Origin of the sequence: Shewanella aestuarii (assembly GCF_014647215.1) — a bacterium.
GTDB lineage: Bacteria > Pseudomonadota > Gammaproteobacteria > Enterobacterales > Shewanellaceae > Shewanella > Shewanella aestuarii.
This window is the reverse complement of record NZ_BMOT01000001.1, coordinates 601928-623429: the sequence shown is the minus strand read 5'-3', so window position 1 is coordinate 623429 and position 21502 is coordinate 601928. Positions and strand designations below refer to the sequence as shown.

At 41.7% G+C, this 21502-nt stretch carries 13 protein-coding genes; 10 read left to right on the top strand and 3 right to left on the bottom strand.

The window, feature by feature from the left end:
* Window positions 1–23: 23 nt before the first annotated feature.
* Window positions 24–254, bottom strand: a complete 231-nt coding sequence (locus tag IEY03_RS02725) for a hypothetical protein (RefSeq protein WP_188839792.1) — start codon at window positions 252–254, stop codon at window positions 24–26.
* A gap of 774 nt (window positions 255–1028) precedes the next feature.
* Here IEY03_RS02725 and IEY03_RS02720 point away from each other — a divergent pair.
* From IEY03_RS02720 to IEY03_RS02700, 5 genes are all read left to right on the top strand, one after another.
* Complete coding sequence (locus IEY03_RS02720; RefSeq protein WP_188839791.1) at window positions 1029–2813, top strand: DUF885 domain-containing protein; 1785 nt, start codon at window positions 1029–1031, stop codon at window positions 2811–2813.
* Window positions 2814–3156: 343 nt separating this feature from the next.
* A complete protein-coding gene (locus tag IEY03_RS02715) occupies window positions 3157–3819 on the top strand; it encodes a response regulator transcription factor (protein WP_188839790.1) in 663 nt (220 codons plus the stop codon).
* Between the two features lie 115 nt (window positions 3820–3934).
* Complete coding sequence (locus IEY03_RS02710) at window positions 3935–5059, top strand: M14 family metallopeptidase (RefSeq protein WP_188839789.1); 1125 nt, start codon at window positions 3935–3937, stop codon at window positions 5057–5059.
* Window positions 5060–5082: 23 nt separating this feature from the next.
* Window positions 5083–5400, top strand: a complete 318-nt coding sequence (locus IEY03_RS02705; RefSeq protein ID WP_188839788.1) for a zinc ribbon domain-containing protein — start codon at window positions 5083–5085, stop codon at window positions 5398–5400.
* Entirely contained in the window at window positions 5397–5678 is a 282-nt protein-coding gene (locus IEY03_RS02700) for a YeaC family protein (protein ID WP_188839787.1), read from the top strand. Before IEY03_RS02705 ends, IEY03_RS02700 begins: the two co-directional genes overlap by 4 nt.
* A gap of 851 nt (window positions 5679–6529) precedes the next feature.
* Here IEY03_RS02700 and ansA read toward each other — a convergent pair.
* A complete protein-coding gene (gene ansA / locus IEY03_RS02695) occupies window positions 6530–7543 on the bottom strand; it encodes an asparaginase (RefSeq protein ID WP_188839786.1) in 1014 nt (337 codons plus the stop codon).
* 112 nt (window positions 7544–7655) lie between these two features.
* Window positions 7656–9500, bottom strand: coding sequence for a signal peptide peptidase SppA (gene sppA / locus IEY03_RS02690; protein WP_188839785.1), 1845 nt, complete (start codon window positions 9498–9500; stop codon window positions 7656–7658).
* Window positions 9501–9663: 163 nt separating this feature from the next.
* On the opposite strand from sppA, the gene IEY03_RS02685 reads away from it, so the two are divergent.
* The 5 genes from IEY03_RS02685 (at window position 9664) to IEY03_RS02665 (ending at window position 21474) form a co-directional block, all read left to right on the top strand.
* A complete protein-coding gene (locus IEY03_RS02685; protein ID WP_188839784.1) occupies window positions 9664–11679 on the top strand; it encodes an oxidoreductase in 2016 nt (671 codons plus the stop codon).
* Between the two features lie 392 nt (window positions 11680–12071).
* Entirely contained in the window at window positions 12072–14414 is a 2343-nt protein-coding gene (gene malQ / locus IEY03_RS02680) for a 4-alpha-glucanotransferase (protein WP_188839783.1), read from the top strand.
* A 38-nt stretch (window positions 14415–14452) separates the two neighbouring features.
* The gene (glgB, locus tag IEY03_RS02675) at window positions 14453–16735 is read left to right on the top strand and encodes a 1,4-alpha-glucan branching protein GlgB (RefSeq protein ID WP_188839782.1); all 2283 of its coding nucleotides are present in this window, start codon (window positions 14453–14455) and stop codon (window positions 16733–16735) included.
* Window positions 16736–16775: 40 nt separating this feature from the next.
* Window positions 16776–18941, top strand: coding sequence for a glycogen debranching protein GlgX (glgX, locus tag IEY03_RS02670; protein WP_229778174.1), 2166 nt, complete (start codon window positions 16776–16778; stop codon window positions 18939–18941).
* Window positions 18928–21474, top strand: coding sequence for a glycogen/starch/alpha-glucan phosphorylase (locus IEY03_RS02665; protein ID WP_188839780.1), 2547 nt, complete (start codon window positions 18928–18930; stop codon window positions 21472–21474). Before glgX ends, IEY03_RS02665 begins: the two co-directional genes overlap by 14 nt.
* Window positions 21475–21502 lie beyond the last annotated feature (28 nt).

The window sequence follows — 21502 nt, the reverse complement described above, 5'->3', positions numbered from 1 at the left end:
AAATGAACATACTATTATCAATATCAAGCATTGTTAATTTTGTGTGATAAGTCATATCCATCGTCTGTGACCAAACGTTCAAGCACTTCGACTCTATCGCGTAATGCTTGTAATTCTTCATTAACGGATTTTGACTGATTACGGTATTCATTTGCAGCATATAATTGCTTTTCTCTTAACTTCATTATGCTGATCACAAAACTCCCTATGATGGCTAAAATAGGGATAAGCAGTGCCAAAGTCGCCGCGTTCATATTCATTCCTTCTATCAATAAATTCAGTAATGGTGTTGATACTATGTATTTTTCAGTACTGGATTGCCAGTGACATTTGTCATCAGCTCACTAACCTCAAGCTAAATTTGATGATTTAAAATTGCCAGCAAACTGATTTGATCATAACTAAACGGTTGTTGATCTATGCTGAAATTTTCGACCAGCAAAAATCATCTATTAAAGTCAACAGGCATTGGTATTGACTTGCTAATCATAAATTAAAGACGAATCCTCGTTAAATACCCAAACAACTTGAAGATGCTCGATTTCAGCAAGAATTTACACGCGTTTAGGCAAGGCATTGATTGCGGGTAATGGTTATTCCCTTTTCAAAATCAATAACGCAGCATAAACGCGTGTAAAACTTGCCCTCAGGGAGTTTCACCGTGTTCCCCTGATTTTTAAATCAAGAGCGTTGTTGCGCTAATTTATAAGGTAGCTACATTGCCGCATTAACGCGCCTAGTATTGAAAACACGGTGAAGCTCTGAAACACGTATCTTCAAGTTGTTTGGGTATAAATGCAAAGCGGTTATCAAAATACATTTAGCCACATTATTGTTAAATTGACACAATTTCATCGAGTATTGATTGAGATTTAATTGTGTGACAAGACATTTCAAATGTTCAAATACTTATGCAAAAAGTTAAAAAAGATGGTTAACTATTGGCAAACATTTTTATCTAAATAGCCAACTGAGTTTTATACACTATGGCTGTTTGGTTACATTAACTAAAACAATAAAGGTTGGTTATGAAAAAGGCGTTAATCTCACTTTCTGTAGCATTTGCTCTAACTGGCTTAGCCGGTTGTAATGACTCGGCAAATGCCGTTTCTACAACAACCACTACAACTGCTGCCAATACTCAACAAGCTATGACATTGTCATTTGCAGATTTTTCACAGGCATTTATTGATGATTTATGGCAGTTATCGCCAACATGGGCAATGTATAACGGCAAACATGTTAATGATGGCTACCTTGAAGTGCCAAACCAAGCTAGCAGAGATAAAACATTAGCTTTTGTGGCAAAACATAAAGCGCAACTAGCCACATTTGATCAAAAGACATTAACGCCAAATGAGCTAATTGATTACAAGTTACTTGAAAACTTAGTCAATAACTTTGAGTGGGATATCAATACTTTTAAATCATGGCAATGGGATCCATCCAGTTACAATGTGGCCGGTGGATTTGCTCAAATCATCAATGAGGATTTTGCACCTCTTGATGAACGTTTAACCTCAGTTGTTGCCCGATTAGAACATGTGCCTGCATATTATCAAGCAGCACGCGATAACATTGCTAATCCGACTTTACCGCATACCCAACTAGCGATTCAGCAAAACCAAGGTGCATTTTCAGTATTAAGTGATGAACTTGCCGCTAAAGTGTCGGCCTCTGGATTAACGGCAGAGCAAAAGCAATTATTCGACATGCGTTTTTCGGCAGCTAAAGCGGCCATTACCCAGCACATTGAGTGGTTAACTGCATTAGAAGCAACACTGCAAACCGAGGGCGCACGCGACTTTAGAATTGGTGAAGCACTGTACGAGCAAAAGTTTGCCTTAGATATTCAAGCTGGCATGACGGCTAAACAGCTTTTTGAAAAAGCGGTAGCTGATAAAAATCGTGTGCAAGCAGAAATGGCTAAAATTACCGCTGATATTTGGTCTAAGCATATTGCAACGCCTAAGCCTGAAGATGATAAGTTGGCTATTCGTCAGTTGATTGATGTGTTATCGGCTAACCATGTTAAGCGTGAAAACTTTGTTGATGATGTGCGTCAGCAAATTCCTGAATTGGTGAAATTCGTCAATGATAAGAAACTCATTACCCTTGACCCAAATAAGCCGTTAGTGGTTCGCGAAACCCCTGAATATATGCGTGGTTTTGCTGGCGCATCCATTAGTGCCCCTGGCCCATATGAAAAGAGCAGTAACACATACTATAACGTGACTCCGTTAGATGGCATGAGTGATGAGTCTGCCGAAAGTTACCTGCGTGAATACAATCACTGGATTTTACAAGTACTGAATATCCATGAAGCGATCCCTGGCCATTACACTCAGTTAGTGTATTCGAATGAATCACCAAGCCTAGTTAAAAGCTTATTCGGTAACGGTGCTATGGTTGAAGGTTGGGCAGTATACACAGAGCGTATGATGCTAGAAGAAGGTTACGGTAACTTTGAACCTGAAATGTGGCTAATGTATTACAAGTGGAATTTACGCGTTATTGCCAACACTATTCTAGATTACAGCATTCAAGTTAAGGGAATGGGCGAAGAAGAAGCCATTGCCTTGATGGAAAATGAAGCGTTTCAACAACGCGCTGAAGCGGAAGGCAAATGGCGTCGTGCTACATTAAGCCAAGTACAATTAACCAGTTACTATTCAGGTTACCGTGAAATTTATGATTTCAGAGAAGAGCTGAAAACTGAGCAGGGTGAAGCTTTTGACCTAAAACAGTTCCATGAAACCTTTTTAAGTTATGGCAGTGCACCGGTTAAATATATCCGTCAATTAATGAAGTAAGATTTAGTTAGTTAATCTATCCTCAAAAAAGCCTGAATATTCAGGCTTTTTTAATTCTACTAGGGTTTATTTTTCTCATACCAAAACCAAAACCAAAACCAAAACGATAAATATCCATAGTTAAAATAAGCTGATAATTTTTATTATGATCACAGCCAATAAGTGCAGTAAACAAAGCATAAAGTCAGGCTTGCTAACCCTTCTGGAATGGGCATATTGATCACAAAATTAGCAATATCATCAAAAGCCTCTACCAAGAGGGGGGATTTTTTGATTCAAAAACTAGAAAACCCATCAATCACATGGTAATCTAAATGCAAATCGTTATCATTTGTGGTGTGTTGTGAGAAGAATACTATTAATCGAACAAAAAATTGAATCAGGCTTTGATTTTGGTAAAAAACTGAATGATTTAGGTTATGAGATTTGCATTGTTAATGATGCATTTCAAGCATTAGTTCATTTAGAGTCGCAATTATTTGACTTAGTATTAGTCGATTTGGCCATTCCCAAAATGGATTCTTTTTGGCTGCTTGTTGCCCGTAAGTGCCACACTCCGGTTATCACATTAGCCAATACCAATGATGTGCTAGAAAAGTTAAATGCCTTTGAAATGGGCGCCGACGACTATTTATCTAAGCCCTTTAATATACGAGAGCTACAACTGCGGATGAATGTCATTAAACGCCGCGGTAAGTTAACCGAAAATGCGATTAGGCAAACCATTATCGAATTTGATGATACCGAGTATTCATTAACGTGCAGCGGCCATAAAATTACTTTAACTAATACCGAGTACCGACTGTTTAAATACCTTTATGAACGTCAGGGCGAAGTGGTAACCAAAGAAGAATTGCAACAACGGGTATTACATAAAAAACTCGGTAAATTTGACCGTAATCTGGATATGCACATTAGTAATACACGTAAAAAATTAGCGGATCGTAATTTATCGCGTGATTTGATCAACACCGTAAGAGGGCAAGGTTACAGCTTTAACTTTTAACAGTTCACACAAATAACCGTATTTGGTAAGCTATGCCGATAAAAATAGCCAACACAACAGCAATAATTGCAATCAGGTGTCGGCATAAGCGGTACAACTTACTAAAGGATTATCTATGCGGATCAGTGCAAATTTTGATGGCGGCAATATTGAAGTCATTAATATCGACAAACACGATGATATTCAACTTGCGATCAAACCTGATTTTGGTGGTGAGTTTTATCAGTGGTTTAATTTTCGTTTAGAAGGTGCAGTAGGCCAAACCTACACCATGCATATTAATAACGCTGGCAGCGCATCTTATCCTAAAGGTTGGCAAGATTACCAAGCGGTAGCAAGTTACGACCGCCAACAGTGGTTTCGCGTGCCTACATCTTATCAAGATGGCAAGTTAACCATTGAAGTTGAACTAGACTGCGAAGCAATTCAAATAGCCTATTTTGCACCGTACAGCTATGAACGTCATTTAGATTTAATCAGCGAAGTGCAATTACACCCATCGGTTAGCCTAGAACATCTTGGTTTAACCTTAGATGGCCGTGACATGACATTATTGAAAATCGGTGATGGTGACGAAGACAAGAAAAACATCTGGATCACAGCAAGACAGCACCCGGGGGAAACCATGGCAGAATGGTTAGTCGAAGGTTTATTAAGCCAACTGCTAGATGGTGATAACCCAACGTCAAAATCTTTACTGGATAAAGCCAACTTTTATGTTGTACCCAACATGAACCCGGATGGTAGTGTTCGTGGTCATCTTCGTACTAATGCTGTAGGCACTAACTTAAACCGCGAGTGGCAAACGCCAAGTTTAGAAAAAAGCCCTGAAGTGTATTACGTCGTTAATAAGATGAAAGAAACCGGCGTAGATTTATTTTATGACGTGCATGGTGATGAAGGCTTACCTTACGTATTCTTAGCTGGCTGTGAAGGTGTACCAAACTACACAGATAAAATGGCGCAGTTGCAAACTAAATTTGTTGCTTCATTACAATTAGCCAGTGCTGATTTTCAAACTCAGTATGGCTACGACAAAGATGAGCCAGGCAAAGCCAATTTAACTGTAGGTTCTAATTGGGTTGCCAATACCTTTAAATGTTTATCTAACACCCTAGAGATGCCATTTAAAGATAACGCTAATTTATCAGATCCATTTGTGGGTTGGTCACCTGAGCGCAGTATCTATCTAGGTGAAGCGTCTTTACTGGCAATGTTAGCCGTAGTTGACGATTTATAATGAGTTAAGAAGGGTTTTCATTAATGGCGTTAATTGAATGTCCTAAGTGTCAAAAACGGATTTCCAGTCAAGCAAAAGAATGCAGTCATTGCAAAGTGAGTTTGGCGGGAAATACCGAAACATTATCTAAAATCAGCCATATTCAACATTCGAATAAGCTGATGAACCATAGCTTGTTTTGTTTAACACTGTTTATAGGTGGAGCCGTTGCCTGGTTTTGGGGCGGAGAGCAAGCACAAGGCATACAAGCCATTGCAGCTGTGTCATGTTTTGTGATTGGTTTTGTAGGTTATTTAATCACACGAGTCAGACTCGTACTACATAAGCGGAAATCGGTATGAATGATATCAACAAAGTCATTGATGAAATGCCAGAGGAAGTTTATCTCAGACTCGTGTCAGCCACAGAGCTAGGTAAATGGGAAGATGGTACTGTGTTGTCTGAAGCCCAACGCGAGCATACATTGCAAGTGATCATGCTTTACCAAGCCCGCAAACTGCAACAGACCGACCATTTCACCATTGCAGCGGGTGGCGGTATAAATGAACTATCAAAAACTGAATTAAAAAAGCAGTTTAAAGGCGAAGCTATCGCTGAGTTTAAAGAAGCTGACATTTAGTCATTTACTGACTTGTTGATGATAGTGTCAATTTGATAAAAGCGAGCCAATGGCTCGCTTTTTTTACGTCTAATGAATCAATACTCGATTGATTCACTCACAATTCATTGTTTTAAATATCTTGAATTCAATGTCTTACATTATATATCTAGGTTCAATTCGAACCTATCAATAGGCGGGTCATTTTGTTAAGTATTAGGAAGTTGACTGCTTTTGTAGTCAAATTTAAATCAAGCAACAATTTCATCGGCTGCGTCTGTCATTTAGCAGTAAAACCAGAGTGTTGTTATCTCAAAGCATACGAAGATATGTTGCGGCTTACTTAGTACTAACTGAGTTCTAACTTTCTAAAAATCACAATGCTGCCTGACATTTTCATTGTTTTGAAATGTCAGGGCACTTCGACTCAATGTGTTTAGGCGCCATCAAATGCAGGTGAGGCGGATGCCCACGGCAAAACATTTATCGGTTAACACTAAGATGGCACTATTCAAGTCAGAGGCGCTTTTGCACAGTGAGATGCAGGCATTTTAAGGTGTAAACGACTGTGTTAATGTGATTAATGCATACGCGCTAATAGGCGCCATTGTAAAAAACAAGTGCAGGCAATCTAGATCAATGCTCGGTTTGTGATTGACTTACAATCCAATTTTGAAAAACCGTCTCGGTTGGAATGCGTTTGGCAGAATCCATTCCAAGATATGAGCAAAGGTTAATTTTGAGGTGGGTAGGTTGGAGGTTAGTTTAGCTGATGTTTTTGACAGCAATTAAATTGATAGCAAAAATAAAGCCCATCAAGTGATGAGCTGATTATTTTAGCAATGAATTGATATAAAGTATTAAGTGATTTATTAATCGATGGATAGCTCGCCTATTAGGTTTAATTGCATCGATTTTTTAATTTCTTCTGGTGTTAAATTTTTTGATAATAAATAGTGTAATTTTGCTAAGGCGGCTTCTATGGTCATATCCATACCGCTGATGACTCCGGCTTTTGCCAGTGAGTTACCCGTTGCATATCCGCCCATATTCACCTTACCTTGAAAACATTGGGTGAGGTTAACTAGCACGATACCGCGTTCATCTGCTTTTTTTAAGGCTTGTAATAGTTGTGGATCTTGCGGTGCATTGCCGACACCAAAGGTGAGTAAAATGAGTGCTTTTACCGGTTGCTGGAGCATGTTTTCAAAAATTTGAGTGGAAATACCTGGGTATAAAGTCACCACCCCAATTGGCTGGGGTTTAATTCTTACTACGTCTAATGGGTAATTGGTTGGCTCAGATATCTTGCCAGCTTTTATATTAATTTTAATCCCTGCTTCAAGTAGCAAAGGGAAGTTAGGCGATGCGAACGCATCAAAACCATCGGCATGGGCCTTGGTTGAGCGATTGCCCCTGAACAATTTATTGTTAAAGAATAAACACACTTCAGCAACAGGGTAGTTGGCTGCAATATACAAAGAGTTTAATAAATTGGTTTGGCCATCAGAACGAAGCTGCGCCAGCGGGATTTGTGAACCGGTGACGATAACAGGTTTTGATAACCCTTGTAGCATAAAAGATAGTGCCGATGCTGTGTAGGCCATGGTGTCTGTACCATGCAAGATCACAAAGCCGTCGTATTTTTCGTAATTGGCTTTAATGTCGTCAGCTATTAATTGCCAATCGGTTGGGGCCATATTTGATGAGTCGATTAACGGGCTATATTCGTGAATAACGAAACTGGGCATCTCTTCATGATAAAACTCTGGCATTGATTGAACGCAATCCGTTAAGAAACCTGAAACAGGGGCAAAACCATTAGCGGTTTTTTGCATGCCTATGGTACCGCCTGTATAGGCGACGTAAATTGCGCGCTTAGTCATTGTGTTACTCATGAAGTTTTACGAATTGTGTAAATTATACGAGTTATATTGATTAATCGATATAAAAAAGCCTGCAATGCAGGCTTTTTTTATCAAATGTTTAATTTATGGTTTAGAAATCACACTGCTCACAATATAAGTACATTCCCTGTGGATCATCAAACTTAGCAAAGTCTGCTATGACTTCACTCCACTGCATTAACATGGTTTCAAGGATGGAAGATTTATGTACCGATTGTGGAATATAGGCTGCAGAAGCCCCCACAAGCTGTTGAATAAATTGCTGCTCAGTGGTTAATTCCTGTTCAATGAGCTTAGTATCAAATTGGTCCATTTCAGCTAACTCAGCCGCTTTTGCTATTGCTTGCTTCATATCACCAATTTCATCAACAAGACCCAACTCAAGCGCCCGCGTACCCGTCCAAACACGTCCCTGAGCAATACTGTCTACCTGCTCAAGTGACATATTACGCTCGGTGGCAACCAGAGAGATAAACTCATGATAACCACGCTCAATATGGCGCTGAATAACGGCTTTAACATTAGGGTTCAAACTGCGGACTGGCGATAATCCGGCCCAATCTGACGTTGCTACGCCATCAGAGTTCACCCCAAAATGGGTTAGGGCATCTTCAAATGTGGCGAACATGCCAAAAATACCGATAGAACCTGTCAATGTGGTCGGGGTGGCATAAATATAATCGGCACTTGCTGATATCCAATATCCACCTGATGCCGCTAAACTGCCCATACTAACAACGACTGGCTTACCTGCATTTTTAAGGGCTAATACTTCCTGACGAATTTGTTCAGATGCGAATGCGCTGCCACCAGGGCTGTCTACACGTAAAACAACAGCTTTAACCTTGTCATTCAAACGCGCTTTACGTAAAAACTCTGAAGTGGTTTCACCACCAATTTGACCCGCAGGTTGGGCGCCATTAAGAATGTTGCCTTTTGCGACAACAATACCCACAGAGTCTTTTTCAACAAATTGCGGTAATGGCGCGGTTAGCGACAAATAATCATTAAAGCCAATTTGACGGAATGAGTCACCGTCTTTATTCGCGCCAACTTGTTCTATCATGGCTAGACGGAATTGTTCAGCCGACACTAATTTGTCTACCCAGTGCATGTTCATGGCCATTTGGGCGCTGTCGCCTTCGGCTTTATCTAACTGTGCTAAATAAGCATCGGTATCAAGCACCAGTTGATCAGGGCTGATGCCACGGTTTTTGGCAACAATACTTGAATAACTTTCCCAGATATCGGCCAATAGCTGGTTGCTGGCTTCTTTATCGGCGTCCGACATGTCATCACGGATAAATGGCTCAACAGCCGATTTAAAGGTGCCGACACGAAAAACGTGGGTATTAATTTTCAGTTTTTCTAATGCTGATTTATAAAATAGGCGGTAGCGACTTAATCCGTCTAAACTGACCATGCCTTTGGTGTTTAAAAAAACCGTGTCGGCATAGCTGGCTAAAAAATACTGATTTTGGCTATAACCATTTTCCATGGCAATAACCTGTTTACCTGCGGCTTTAAATTCATTTAAGGCATTGCCGATAGCGGTCATTTTGCTCACACCGGCTGAACGTAAGTTACTTAAATTCAGTACTATGGTGCTGATGCGGGTATCTTGAGTGGCATTTTGAATAACATAAAGAATGTCAGCTAGCAGTATTTCTGCATCGGGATTGTCATTATTGCTTTGAGACAAAATCGCTTCGAAAGGATCGACAAAGCGTTTTTGATCAACAATATTACCCGCGAGGTCGAGCACTAATGCTGTTTCATTTTCGACGACAATTTCATCCTCTGATGTGGCTAAGGCAATAATAATTACTGCTAATACAGTGAAAAAAATGAAATTAATGATCAACTTACGTGTGGTATTAATTATATTCCAAAGTAAGGTGAATAATCTTTGTAAAAACGGGGGTTTAGCGGACATCAGCCACTCCTTTAACATTCTAATGATGTCATCCTAACTGAAAATGCAAACAAATGGTAAATTGAATTGTAAACGATTTTGACAATCTACTCGTTCAGAGATTGAGCTTTTACAACGTTAAGGTTATGCTGGTTTCAATCACTTGTTTAAAAAGGATGTTTGAATGTCGTTTCCACACCTACTAGAACCTTTAGATCTAGGCTTCACACAGTTGAAAAACCGTGTGTTAATGGGCTCAATGCACACTGGCTTAGAAGAAGAAAAAGGCGGATTTGAGAAACTGGCAGCGTTTTATAAAGAGCGAGCTGCAGGCGGAGTCGGTTTAATTGTTACCGGTGGTATCGCACCTAATATGCGCGGGCGTCTTGCGCCACATGCATGCCAATTGAGTTTTCCGTGGCAAGTCAGTAAACATAAAATCGTTACCGATGCCGTGCACGAGGCTGGCGGTAAAATCTGTATGCAAATTTTGCATGCAGGTCGTTACAGTTACCATCCTTTTAGCTTAGCACCCAGTAAAGTTAAATCGCCTATCACGCCTTTTACTCCTTCAGCCATGTCTGCAAGGCAAGTCAATAACACCATTAAAGATTACGCCAGCAGTGCAAACTTGGCCCGTAAAGCCGGCTATGACGGTGTAGAAGTGATGGGTTCTGAAGGCTACCTGATTAATCAATTTATCAGCTCGCGTACCAATAAGCGTACCGATGAATGGGGCGGAAGTTATCAAAATAGAGTTAAGTTTCCGTTAGCGATTGTAAAAGCCATTCGTGACAAAGTGGGTAAAGACTTCATTATTGTTTTCCGCTTATCTATGTTGGATTTGGTCGATAATGGCTCAACATGGGATGAAGTGGTTGAATTAGCTAAATCGTTAGAAGCGGCTGGTGTGAGTATTATCAATACGGGTATTGGTTGGCATGAAGCGCGTGTACCAACGATTGCGACCAGCGTACCAAGAGGCGCGTTTGCCTGGGTAACACAAAGACTGAAAACAGAAGTTAAGGTGCCTTTAGTGGCAACTAACCGTATTAACACGCCAGAAATTGCTGAACATATCATTGCCTCAGGTCAAGCCGATATGGTGTCAATGGCGCGTCCATTCTTAGCAGACGCTGAATTTGTTAATAAAGCTGCGGCTAACCAAAGTGAATTAATTAATACCTGTATTGGCTGTAATCAGGCATGTCTTGATCATACTTTTTCAATGAAGCGCGCTACCTGTTTGGTCAATCCTCGTGCTTGTTATGAAACAGAGATTAATTTTGTTCCTACCACCAATAAAAAACGCATTGCTGTAATGGGCGCTGGCCCTGCGGGCATGGCGTTTTCAGTTTATGCAGCTTCACGCGGGCATGAAGTGGTGTTATTTGAAGCCAAAAGCGAAGTAGGTGGCCAGTTTAACCTTGCACGTAAGATCCCAGGTAAAGAAGAGTTTAATGAAACTATCCGTTACTTTACCAATCAGATTAAGCTTCACAAGGTTGATTTACGTTTAAACACTAAGTTAGATGCCGCAGTGTTAAAGCAAGAAAAATTTGATGAAGTGGTCATCTCTTCGGGTGTGGTTCCCCGTGATCTTAAGTTAGCTGGTTTTGATGATCCACGAGTTGTGAATTACCAACAGGTGTTAAATCGTGAAGTTGAAATCGGTCAAAAGGTTGCGTTAATTGGCGCAGGCGGTATTGGTTTTGATATGGCGCATTTTTTATGTGAGAAAGAATCTTCAACCTTGCAACCTGATAAGTGGTTAAAGCAATGGGGCATAGATAAAGAATATCAACAAGCGGGTGGACTGACTGACGAAGCCGAGCATCACCCAAGCCGTGAAATTTATCTGCTCCAACGCAAAACGTCAAAAATGGGCAAAGGCTTAGGTAAAACCACAGGCTGGATCCACCGTTCAGTATTAAAGCAGCATGAAGTGAATATGATGACCGGTGTCAGTTATGAAAAATTTGACAATGAAGGGCTGCACATCAAAGTGGGCGAGGAATCTCAAGTGCTTGCTGTTGATAATGTGGTGTTATGTGCCGGACAAGAGTCAAATCGTAGCTTAGTGGATGAGATGAAAGCCACGGGTTTACCCGTTCACTTAATTGGTGGCGTTGATGTTGCTGCTGAGTTAGATGCCAAAAGGGCTATCAGACAAGGTGCAGAACTGGCTATGTCAATTTAACCTTTGTTGTTTGACACCAGTGACGCTGAGTAAACCTAAATCATTTAGATAAAATTGAGCGTTGGTGTTAACTCTGTCTCATAAAAACCGCCTAGCATTGATATGTTAGGCGGTTTTTTATTTTTTGATCTACAGATCTTATCTACAGATTCAAGATTCAAGATTCAAGATTCAAGGTTCAACTCTCATGCTCGTTTATCGCGCATTTATTGCATTGAAATTGTGCAAATCAGCCATAGCTTACAACTTAACAGTTGTCGCCATAAATGATGGTAAAGCTATAACCTATTGTAATAGGTCATAAATATTGTCTTATAACTGTCATTAATCTGTCTTCTTACTGTTATTTAATGCTGGCATGGTAACTGCTCTCATACTGGAGAGTGATTGGCATGGAGACAAATATGGGGCTGGAGAAGTTACTATATCTACAAGGTGTAGGGGCAGAGTATATTGACTGTCATGGTCATCATGCTCAAATAGCCTCAAGTGACAGGTTGGGTATTTTAGCCTCTATGTTGGCCAAGCCCAATTTAAATGCCGAGCCGTTAAACCCTCTTGCTCCATCAGCCGCTTTGGATATCACTGAGTCGAGCCTTAATGACAAAACATTTTCTCTTGATGTGGCTCCCTGGTTATCCTTATTACCCTCATTTCAATTTTGTCATTTAACTCACCCGGTCATCTTAATTTATTTACCCGAACAGTCTGTAGAAATTGCCTTTACGCTAACTTTAGAAGAGGGCGCGGTCACTTCATCGGGGCAAACAGCATTTCAGTGGATATGTCATACTCAAAACTTGCAAATTATTGGCGATTATCACCATAACAATATCCGCTATTGCCGTTATCAAGTTACCTTAACTGATTATATTAGTGAGACATTGCCAATAGGCTACCATCAGGTTTCTGCGAAAAAATTCAATCACAATTTGGCCGTCAATGAGCCTGAACCCGCTGCGGGTATATTAATGGTTGCGCCTAAGAGCTGTTATCAAGGCGAGATTATGGATAACAGACAAAGCCTAATAAAACCAGCTAATGATAATGCAGAGCCTGCCAATACCCAGTCTGCCAATAACAAGCCGTGGGGAATAAGCATTCAACTTTACAGTTTAAAAAGTGCGGTTGATACCCATGATGGAATGGGTGACTTCAAAGCGTTAAAGCAACTGATTGAATATAGTGCACAGCAGGGAGCAGATTTTATCATGCTCAACCCATTGCACGCCCTTGATATCGCTAATCCTGATAACTGTAGTCCTTATAGTCCTAGTGACAGACGTCGCCTTAATCCCTTGTATATCAATATAGATGAGCTACACGATGTTGATGATAGAGATAATAAGTTGGCTGGTTTTGATATGAATTTAAATCATGCAAAATTAATCAATTATAAGAGAGTTTTTGAGTGTAAATATAAGATTTTTGTAAAGTTGTATGAATTATTTTGCTCAAAAGAGCAGGCTAACTCGACTGCACGATATGCCTCATTTATTGCCTTTAAAGCCCAACAGGGCCATTCGTTAAGTGCTTTTTGTCAAGACCAAATTAAACAGGCGCCTGAATGGCTAGCTATGCCTGCTGATTTTTATGCCTATTTGCAATTTATTGCGGAAGCGCAACTGAGAGACTGCCAACAATATTGTTTGTCGTTAGGAATGAAGATTGGCCTGATTGGTGATTTGGCTATTGGTGCCATCTTGCAGGGTAATGAGGTACAAAGTCACGCTGATCAGTTTTGTACGCATGCCAGTATCGGCGCGCCTGCAGATAGGTTTTCTCCATCCGGCCAAAACTGGGGCTTAACACCACTTGACCCAATCAAGCTTAAACAACATAACTTTAGTCATTTTATTGATCTGATGCGTTGCAATATGCAGTTGTATGGGGCTTTACGCATCGATCATGTTATGGGCTTACTGCGTTTGTGGTGGTGGCCGCTCGATAAAACCTTAGGCAATGGTGCTTATGTTTATTATCCATTAGACATCTTATTGGCAATTGTCTGTTTAGAGAGTCAACGTGCTAAATGCATTGTCATTGGTGAAGATTTGGGGATTGTCCCGCCTGAAATCAGTGCAGCAATGCAACAAAGTCGCTTGTTATCCAACCAGTTGTTTTACTTCAGTCAAAACCATGATGGCTTTATTGCTCCGCAGCAGCATAAGTCACACAGTTTGATGATGCTGGCCAACCACGATGTCGCCCCTTTAAAAGGCTGGTGGCAGGGCGAAGATTTACATATCAGAGATCGCCTTACGTTATACCCCCATCCGCAGCAATACCAAGATGAGCTGCGCCTGCGTGAAAAAGAGCGCTATCAATTACTGCAATGGATTGATATGGGGTTTAAAACATTCATGGCCGCGGATTTTGCCATCCCCTCAGAACTTAATGCGTTATCTGCCCAAATAGCCAGCCTAGTTGCGTTAAGCCCAGATAATGCCTTAGCAATGAAGATGTTGGAAGACTTACCCTTTGATCAACTGTTAGATGCTTGGTTAATGGTGGCGGCAACAAGTGAAGCGAGCCTGTTTTGCGTACAACTTAGCGATTTGATGGCTGATAAACACTGTATCAACATTCCTGGCACCTGGAAGTCATTTCCCAATTGGCAGCGACGCTTAGCCAAAACAATTGATCATTTAAAGCAAGATAAACAAGTTACTCAACGATGCCAGTTAATTACTGCTGTGCGGCATAAAACGGCATGTTTCAACAAAGTTGTTTAACCCGTTCAACATCAAAAGTTCATTTTATGGAAGCCAATATGATGACCACGAATGCCCCTAAAATTAACGCTGCAATAGCAGATGCGATAAGTCATGGACAATATATTGATATTTTTTCTGTACTAGGAATGCATCGTCAAGCAGATTCAACAACCTTAGTGGTAAGTTGTTTTTTACCTCAAGCTATAAGTGTTGATGTTATTGATTTAAAAACTAATCGTAAGCTTGCCAGTTTAGAACAACTTAACTCAAATGGGTTTTACTCAGCAGCTATTCCCAGACGTAAAAAGCCGTTTATTTACCTACTTCGGGTGACTTATCCGTTGAGCGTTGAAGAAATTATTGACCCTTATCAGTTTGCTTCATTGTTAAACGACAAGGATGTGTATTTATTTAATGAAGGTAATCAACTGAGTGGCTATCAATTTCAAGGCGCTAACTGGGCAAGCCATCAGGGAATTGAAGGAGTCCATTTTTGTCTATGGGCGCCCAATGCAAAACAGGTTTCGTTAGTAGGCGACATGAACCATTGGGACGCGCGTCGGCACCGGCTTCGTCGTCATCCCGCCAGTGGCTTATGGGATATTTTCATCCCTGATGCCAAACCGCTGATGCACTATAAATTCAGTATTGAATTAGCTAACGGACATCGAATTGAAAAATCAGATCCCTATGCCACTATGATGCAAGCCGCGCCGGGTAACGCATCGGTGATTGCTGAAAAAGAGGTTTATCAGTGGCAAGACGACTTGTGGTTAACCCAGCGAAAGACTAAAAATAATCACCTCACCAGTCAAAGCCATCAACAACCTATGTCCATCTATGAGGTGCAGTTAGCGTCATGGCGTCGGTGTGGGGAGTTAGGTCAAGATTACTATGATTATCAACAACTCATTAATGAGCTCATTCCCTATGTATTAGAAATGGGCTTTACTCATCTGCAGTTAATGCCGATAAGCGAATACCCGTTTGATGGCTCGTGGGGATATCAGCCAGTAGGTTTATATGCACCGACGTATCGTTTTGGCCAACCTAGTGGACTTAAAGCCTTTATTGATCAGTGTCATCAACAGGGGCTGGCGGTGCTTTTAGATTGGGTGCCAGCACATTTCCCCAAAGATCCTCATGGTTTAGCCCATTTTGATGGTACCTGTTTATATGAACATGCCGATCCCCGATTGGGTGAGCATCCAGATTGGGATACGTTAATTTTTAATTATGGCCGAGCAGAAGTGCAAAGCTTTCTGCTCAGTAATGCCCATTATTGGTTAAGTGAGTTTCACTTTGATGGTTTAAGGCTAGATGCGGTGTCTTCGATGCTGTATTTAGATTATTCCCGCGCCCATGATCAATGGCTGCCTAATGAACAGGGTGGGCGTGAAAACTTAGCCGCCATTGCCTTTCTGAAACGTTTAAACCGCGCCATGTACGCAGCATTTCCGGGTATCGATATGATCGCTGAAGAATCTACAGCCTGGAGCGGTGTCACCCAAAGTACTGAGCATCATGGCTTAGGTTTTGGCTATAAATGGAATATGGGCTGGATGAACGACACATTAACTTATCTGCGCCGCGATCCTTTATATCGTCGATACCATCATAACGAGCTGACCTTTGGACTGGTTTATGCTTTTACCGAGCAATTTATCTTGTCACTTAGCCATGATGAAGTGGTGCATGGCAAAGGGGCGTTAATTGCTAAGATCCCTGGTGATGATTGGCAGAAATTTGCCACTTTACGTGCATATTTTGGATTCATGTGGGCGCATCCGGGTAAAAAGCTGCTCTTTATGGGCAGTGAGTTCGCTCAGCGTAACGAGTGGGATCATAATCAAAGTTTAGATTGGCACTTACTTGAATATAGTCCACATCAAGGCATTCAAGATTGGGTGCGTGATTTGAATCATTTCTATCAAGCGACTCCCGCTTTATTTGCTTTAGACCATCAACACACAGGTTTTAGTTGGTTAGATTGCCATAACGATGCCAACAGCGTGTTGGTGTTGGCTCGATTCGCTCAAGCTGCTGATCAACATGTCGTGGTTGTGGTGAATATGACTCCTGAAGTTCATCACGGCTTTCGTATTGGCTTACCTGAAGATGTTATCTATGAAGAGTCATTAAACAGCGATAAAGCCTGCTATAACGGCTCTAATGTGGTTAATGACAACCCTATCAAGCCTCAAGCTCTTCCTTGGCAAGGCCAGCCTTGTAGCGCGCTTATCACTGTGCCGCCATTGGCTTGTCTGTTTTTGACACCAATGGATGTTAACACTGTTTTGCCTGTGGACATTGTCTTGACTGATGATTTAGCAAAATAGTGAAATCATTAATCGGTTTTAGGCAAAGGGAGTGATGGCGATGAGTATACAAACAACTGGATCACAACCTGCGGTAATTAGCGATCTACGGCTGACGGCGGGTGAGCCTTATCCCCTTGGCGCCACAATTACCGCTGATGGGGTCAATTTCTCATTATTTTCGGCAAATGCCACTAAGGTGGTGTTATGTGTGTTCGATCAATATAACCATGTTGAAGTTGCCCAGTACATATTGACTCACAAAACCCATCATATTTGGCATGCTAAGTTGGTCGGCGCAAAGGCGGGGTTAATTTACGGATATCGGGTGTTTGGCCCTTATCAGCCAGAATTAGGCCACAGATTTAACCACCATAAGCTGGCTATGGATCCCTATGCCAAACAGCTAGTGGGGGAGCTTAAATACGATAAAGCCATTTATGCCTACAATATTGATGATGCGAATGCTGATTTGAGCCTTTGTATCAAAGATAACGCACCTTTTGTCCCTAAATCTGTAGTGGTTGACACTAAATCCATTGCCGCGATAAAGATTGCACCGATAAAGCGCGAGCTTAACCACAGCATTGTTTATGAAACGCACGTCAAAGGTTTTACACAATTGCATCCCCAGGTGTGTGAGCAAAACCGCGGTAAATTTGCTGGGCTAGCCAGTCCTGAGGTGATTGATTATCTTAGCCAACTAGGCGTAACCGCCATAGAGCTATTACCTGTGCATGCTTTTGTTGATGAACCTTTCTTGATAGAAAAAAAGCTCACCAATTACTGGGGCTATAATACGGTTGGCTTTTTTGCTCCTCATCCTAGTTATCTCACCTCAAATGATATTCGCGAGTTTCGGCACATGGTATCAAGTCTGCACCAGGCTGGTATCGAAGTGATTTTAGATGTGGTTTATAACCATACCGCCGAGGGCAATCATCTTGGCCCAAGTTATCACTTCAGAAGCATAGATAATGCAAGCTATTACCGTCTAATGCCTAATGAGGCGCGTTATTACATTAATGATACGGGTTGCGGTAACACACTTAATATAAATCACCCTCAAGTGCTGATGTTGGTAATGGACTCGTTACGCTACTGGGTTGAAGTGATGGGGGTTGACGGTTTTCGATTTGATCTAGCCAGTTGCTTAGGTCGAGAAAACTATGGTTTTGATCCCTGTAGTGGTTTTTTTGATGCCCTGATGCAAGATCCAGTGTTATGCCAAGTGAAATTAATCGCAGAACCTTGGGATATTGGCCCTGGAGGATATCAATTAGGTAACTACCCAGTGGTGTTTAGTGAGTGGAATGACCGTTACCGCGACACAATGCGGAAGTTCTGGCGCGGAGACGATGCCATGCTATCTGAGTTTGCCAAACGATTTCATGGTTCCAGTGACGTATTTGAACATAACGGCCGCGGGCCTTCAGCAAGTATCAATTTTATCACCAGCCATGATGGTTACTCCTTACATGATTTGGTGACATATCAAGCAAAACATAACGAGGTCAATGGCGAAGATAATCGCGATGGTCATCAAGAGAATTTTAGTTGCCATTATGGGGTTGAAGGTGAAACCCATAATGCGGCTATCAACACCCTGCGTTCAAGGCAAAAGCGCAATTTTCTGGCGACATTATTACTGTCTCAAGGCGTGCCTATGTTATTGGCGGGAGATGAAGCGGGTCACAGCCAGCAGGGCAACAACAATGCTTATTGTCAGGATACGCCTAATAACTGGTTTAACTGGCAAAAAATAGATTGGCAGCTGGTGAGCTTTACGCGTCAATTAATCAAGCTAAGAAAGCAATTTCCGCTGCTGTGTCATAAGCAATTTATTCATCAACCTGAGGCGTTATTTGATAACGGCATTGCTTGGTTCAATAAATTGGGTGAGCCGATGACCAAGGTGTTATGGGGCGAGTTTCACTGCAAAACCTTAAGTGTGATTGTGACGGGCAATTTACTTGAGAGTGACATCGGCGCGGTGCCAGAAAATACCCAGGCCTTATTACTGCTCTTTAATGCCGATGACACTCAGCACACCTTTAATTTGCCTGAGTTAACTCACTTTCAAACTTGGGTGTGCCTGTTGCACACCCAAACCCATATTGATGAACAATCGATGGCGGATAACCCAGATGACCAATATCGCTTACCGTCTCGCAGTTTAATGATATTTCATAGCAATTTTCAAGGAGTTGAACATGACAGCCACTAAAAGTGCTAGTGCAAACAAGCCCGTTAAACCAACACCTAAAAAAAGTGACCCTGTTGATACTCGAACACAACCCTGCGAGCCGTGTGACACATTATCCGCCAGCGTTGCCCGACAAATTCGCTATGGATTGTGTCATAACGAACAGGCCAACTCGGCAATATTTGATGCCGTAGCATTTGGGGTTAAAGAGCAAATGCTAGATCAATGGCGGGATACGCGTCTTAAAGACAATCAATATGGACAAAAGCAAGTTGCCTATTTGTCGTTAGAGTTTTTAATGGGCCGAACTTTAGGCAACGCTCTGTTGAATTTAGATTTAACCCAAGACACCAAAAAACTATTAACTGACTATGCGGTTGATTTAGAAACGATTGAAGAGTTTGAGCATGATGCAGGTTTAGGTAATGGAGGCTTAGGACGTTTAGCCGCGTGTTTTCTTGATAGTTGCGCCAGTTTAGATCTCGCGGTGACCGGATATGGTATTCGATATCAATACGGCATGTTTGCCCAGAAAATTGTTAATGGGTATCAGGTGGAAAAGCCCGATCGCTGGCTTCGTCAAGGTAACCCTTGGGAAGTGAGAATGCCGCATCGCATTGTATCTGTACCTTTTTTTGGTCAATGCACCAGTTACCAAGATAAAGCGGGTCACACTCAGCATGTTTGGCAGGATTGTCAGTATGTATTAGCCGTACCCTATGATATGCCCGTTCCCGGATACCGAAATGGGCGCATTAATACCTTACGGCTATGGAAAGCTGAGGCCAATGATGACTTTGACCTCGCTGAATTTAATGATGGTGATTATGCCGAAGCGGTTGCAGATAAAAACCTTGCTGAACAAATTACCATGGTGCTGTATCCCAATGATGCCAGTGAAAATGGCAAAGAATTGCGATTACGCCAACAATACTTTTTAAGCTCTGCAAGCTTACAAGATTTACTTGCTCGATATGTGGCTGTAAATGGTGATGACTTTAGTCAATTTAGCGCTAAAAACGCTATTCAGCTTAACGATACTCATCCCAGCATTGCGGTACCTGAATTGATGCGCTTGTTGATGGATGTTTATGGTTTAGGTTGGGATAACGCGTGGCAAATTACCTCGCAATGTTTGGCTTACACAAATCATACCTTGCTGCCCGAGGCGCTTGAGCGTTGGCCTGTGTCGTTAATACAGCACATGTTGCCACGCATTATGCAGATCATTTATGAGATCAACGCGCGATTTTTGGAGCAAGTCGCCTATAAATGGCCAGGAGATATCAACAAGTTAGCGGCAATGTCGATTATTGAAGAGGGCCAGCAGCAACAGGTGAGAATGGCTTATCTGGCTATTGTTGCCAGTTTTTCGGTCAATGGTGTTGCAGGGCTACATACTCAGTTACTGAAAGCTGGGCTGTTTAGTGATTTCTACCAGTTATGGCCACATAAGTTTAATAACCGTACCAATGGCGTTACCCCAAGACGCTGGTTAGTGAATTGTAATCCGCAATTAACCGAACTCATTACCCGACATTTAGGCACCGATTGGATCCATGACTTATCGCACCTAACGGCACTGAATGCGTTTACCGCAGATAAAGCCTTTGTTAAAAAATGGGCCCAAGTTAAACAAGCGAATAAGCAAGTGTTAGCTGATTTTGTATTAGAGCAAAGCGGCGTAAGTTTTGACCCGAGCATGATGTTCGATGTCCAAGTTAAGCGCATTCATGAATACAAGCGCCAACTGCTCAATGTGATGCACGTGATCCATTTGTATCAAAGGATCCTTAATGGTGATACCGCCAACATGACGCCGCGCTGTGTATTAATTGGCGGGAAAGCCGCGCCGGGTTATGCCATGGCGAAACAAATCATCAAATTAATCAACAACGTTGCACATATGGTCAATAACGATCCCTTAGTCACGCCTTATCTTAGATTGGCATTTTTGCCCAATTATAACGTCAGTGCGATGGAAAAAATCTGTCCGGGTACCGATTTATCGGAACAAATTTCAACAGCGGGTAAAGAAGCCTCAGGCACTGGCAATATGAAATTTATGATGAACGGCGCACTCACCATAGGCACTTTAGATGGCGCTAACGTGGAAATGATAGAAGAAGTCGGTAAAGAGCATTTCTTCTTATTTGGATTGACCACCACCGAAGTTCAGCAGCTAAAAGCCACGTACAACCCTCAAACCTATATCGATAAATCACCGGCATTACAAAGTGTATTAAATATGCTGCGCGGAGGGCATTTTAACTTAGTTGAGCCAGGTATTTTCGACAACATCATTAATGCGATTTGTGATCCCCACGATCAATGGATGCTAGCCGCAGATTTTGATGATTATTGTCGAGCCCAAGCTGAGGTTTGCGCGCTTTATGCCAAACCAAGCCAATGGCAAAAAACCAGTATACGCAACACCGCGGCCAGTGGCAGGTTTTCAAGTGATAAAACTATCGAAGGATATCAACAACATATCTGGTTTAAGGATTCATTCAACCCAGTATCGACAACTCAAGCGAATTATGGCCAAGAGTAGACTGGACATTGCATAACACAGGGACGTA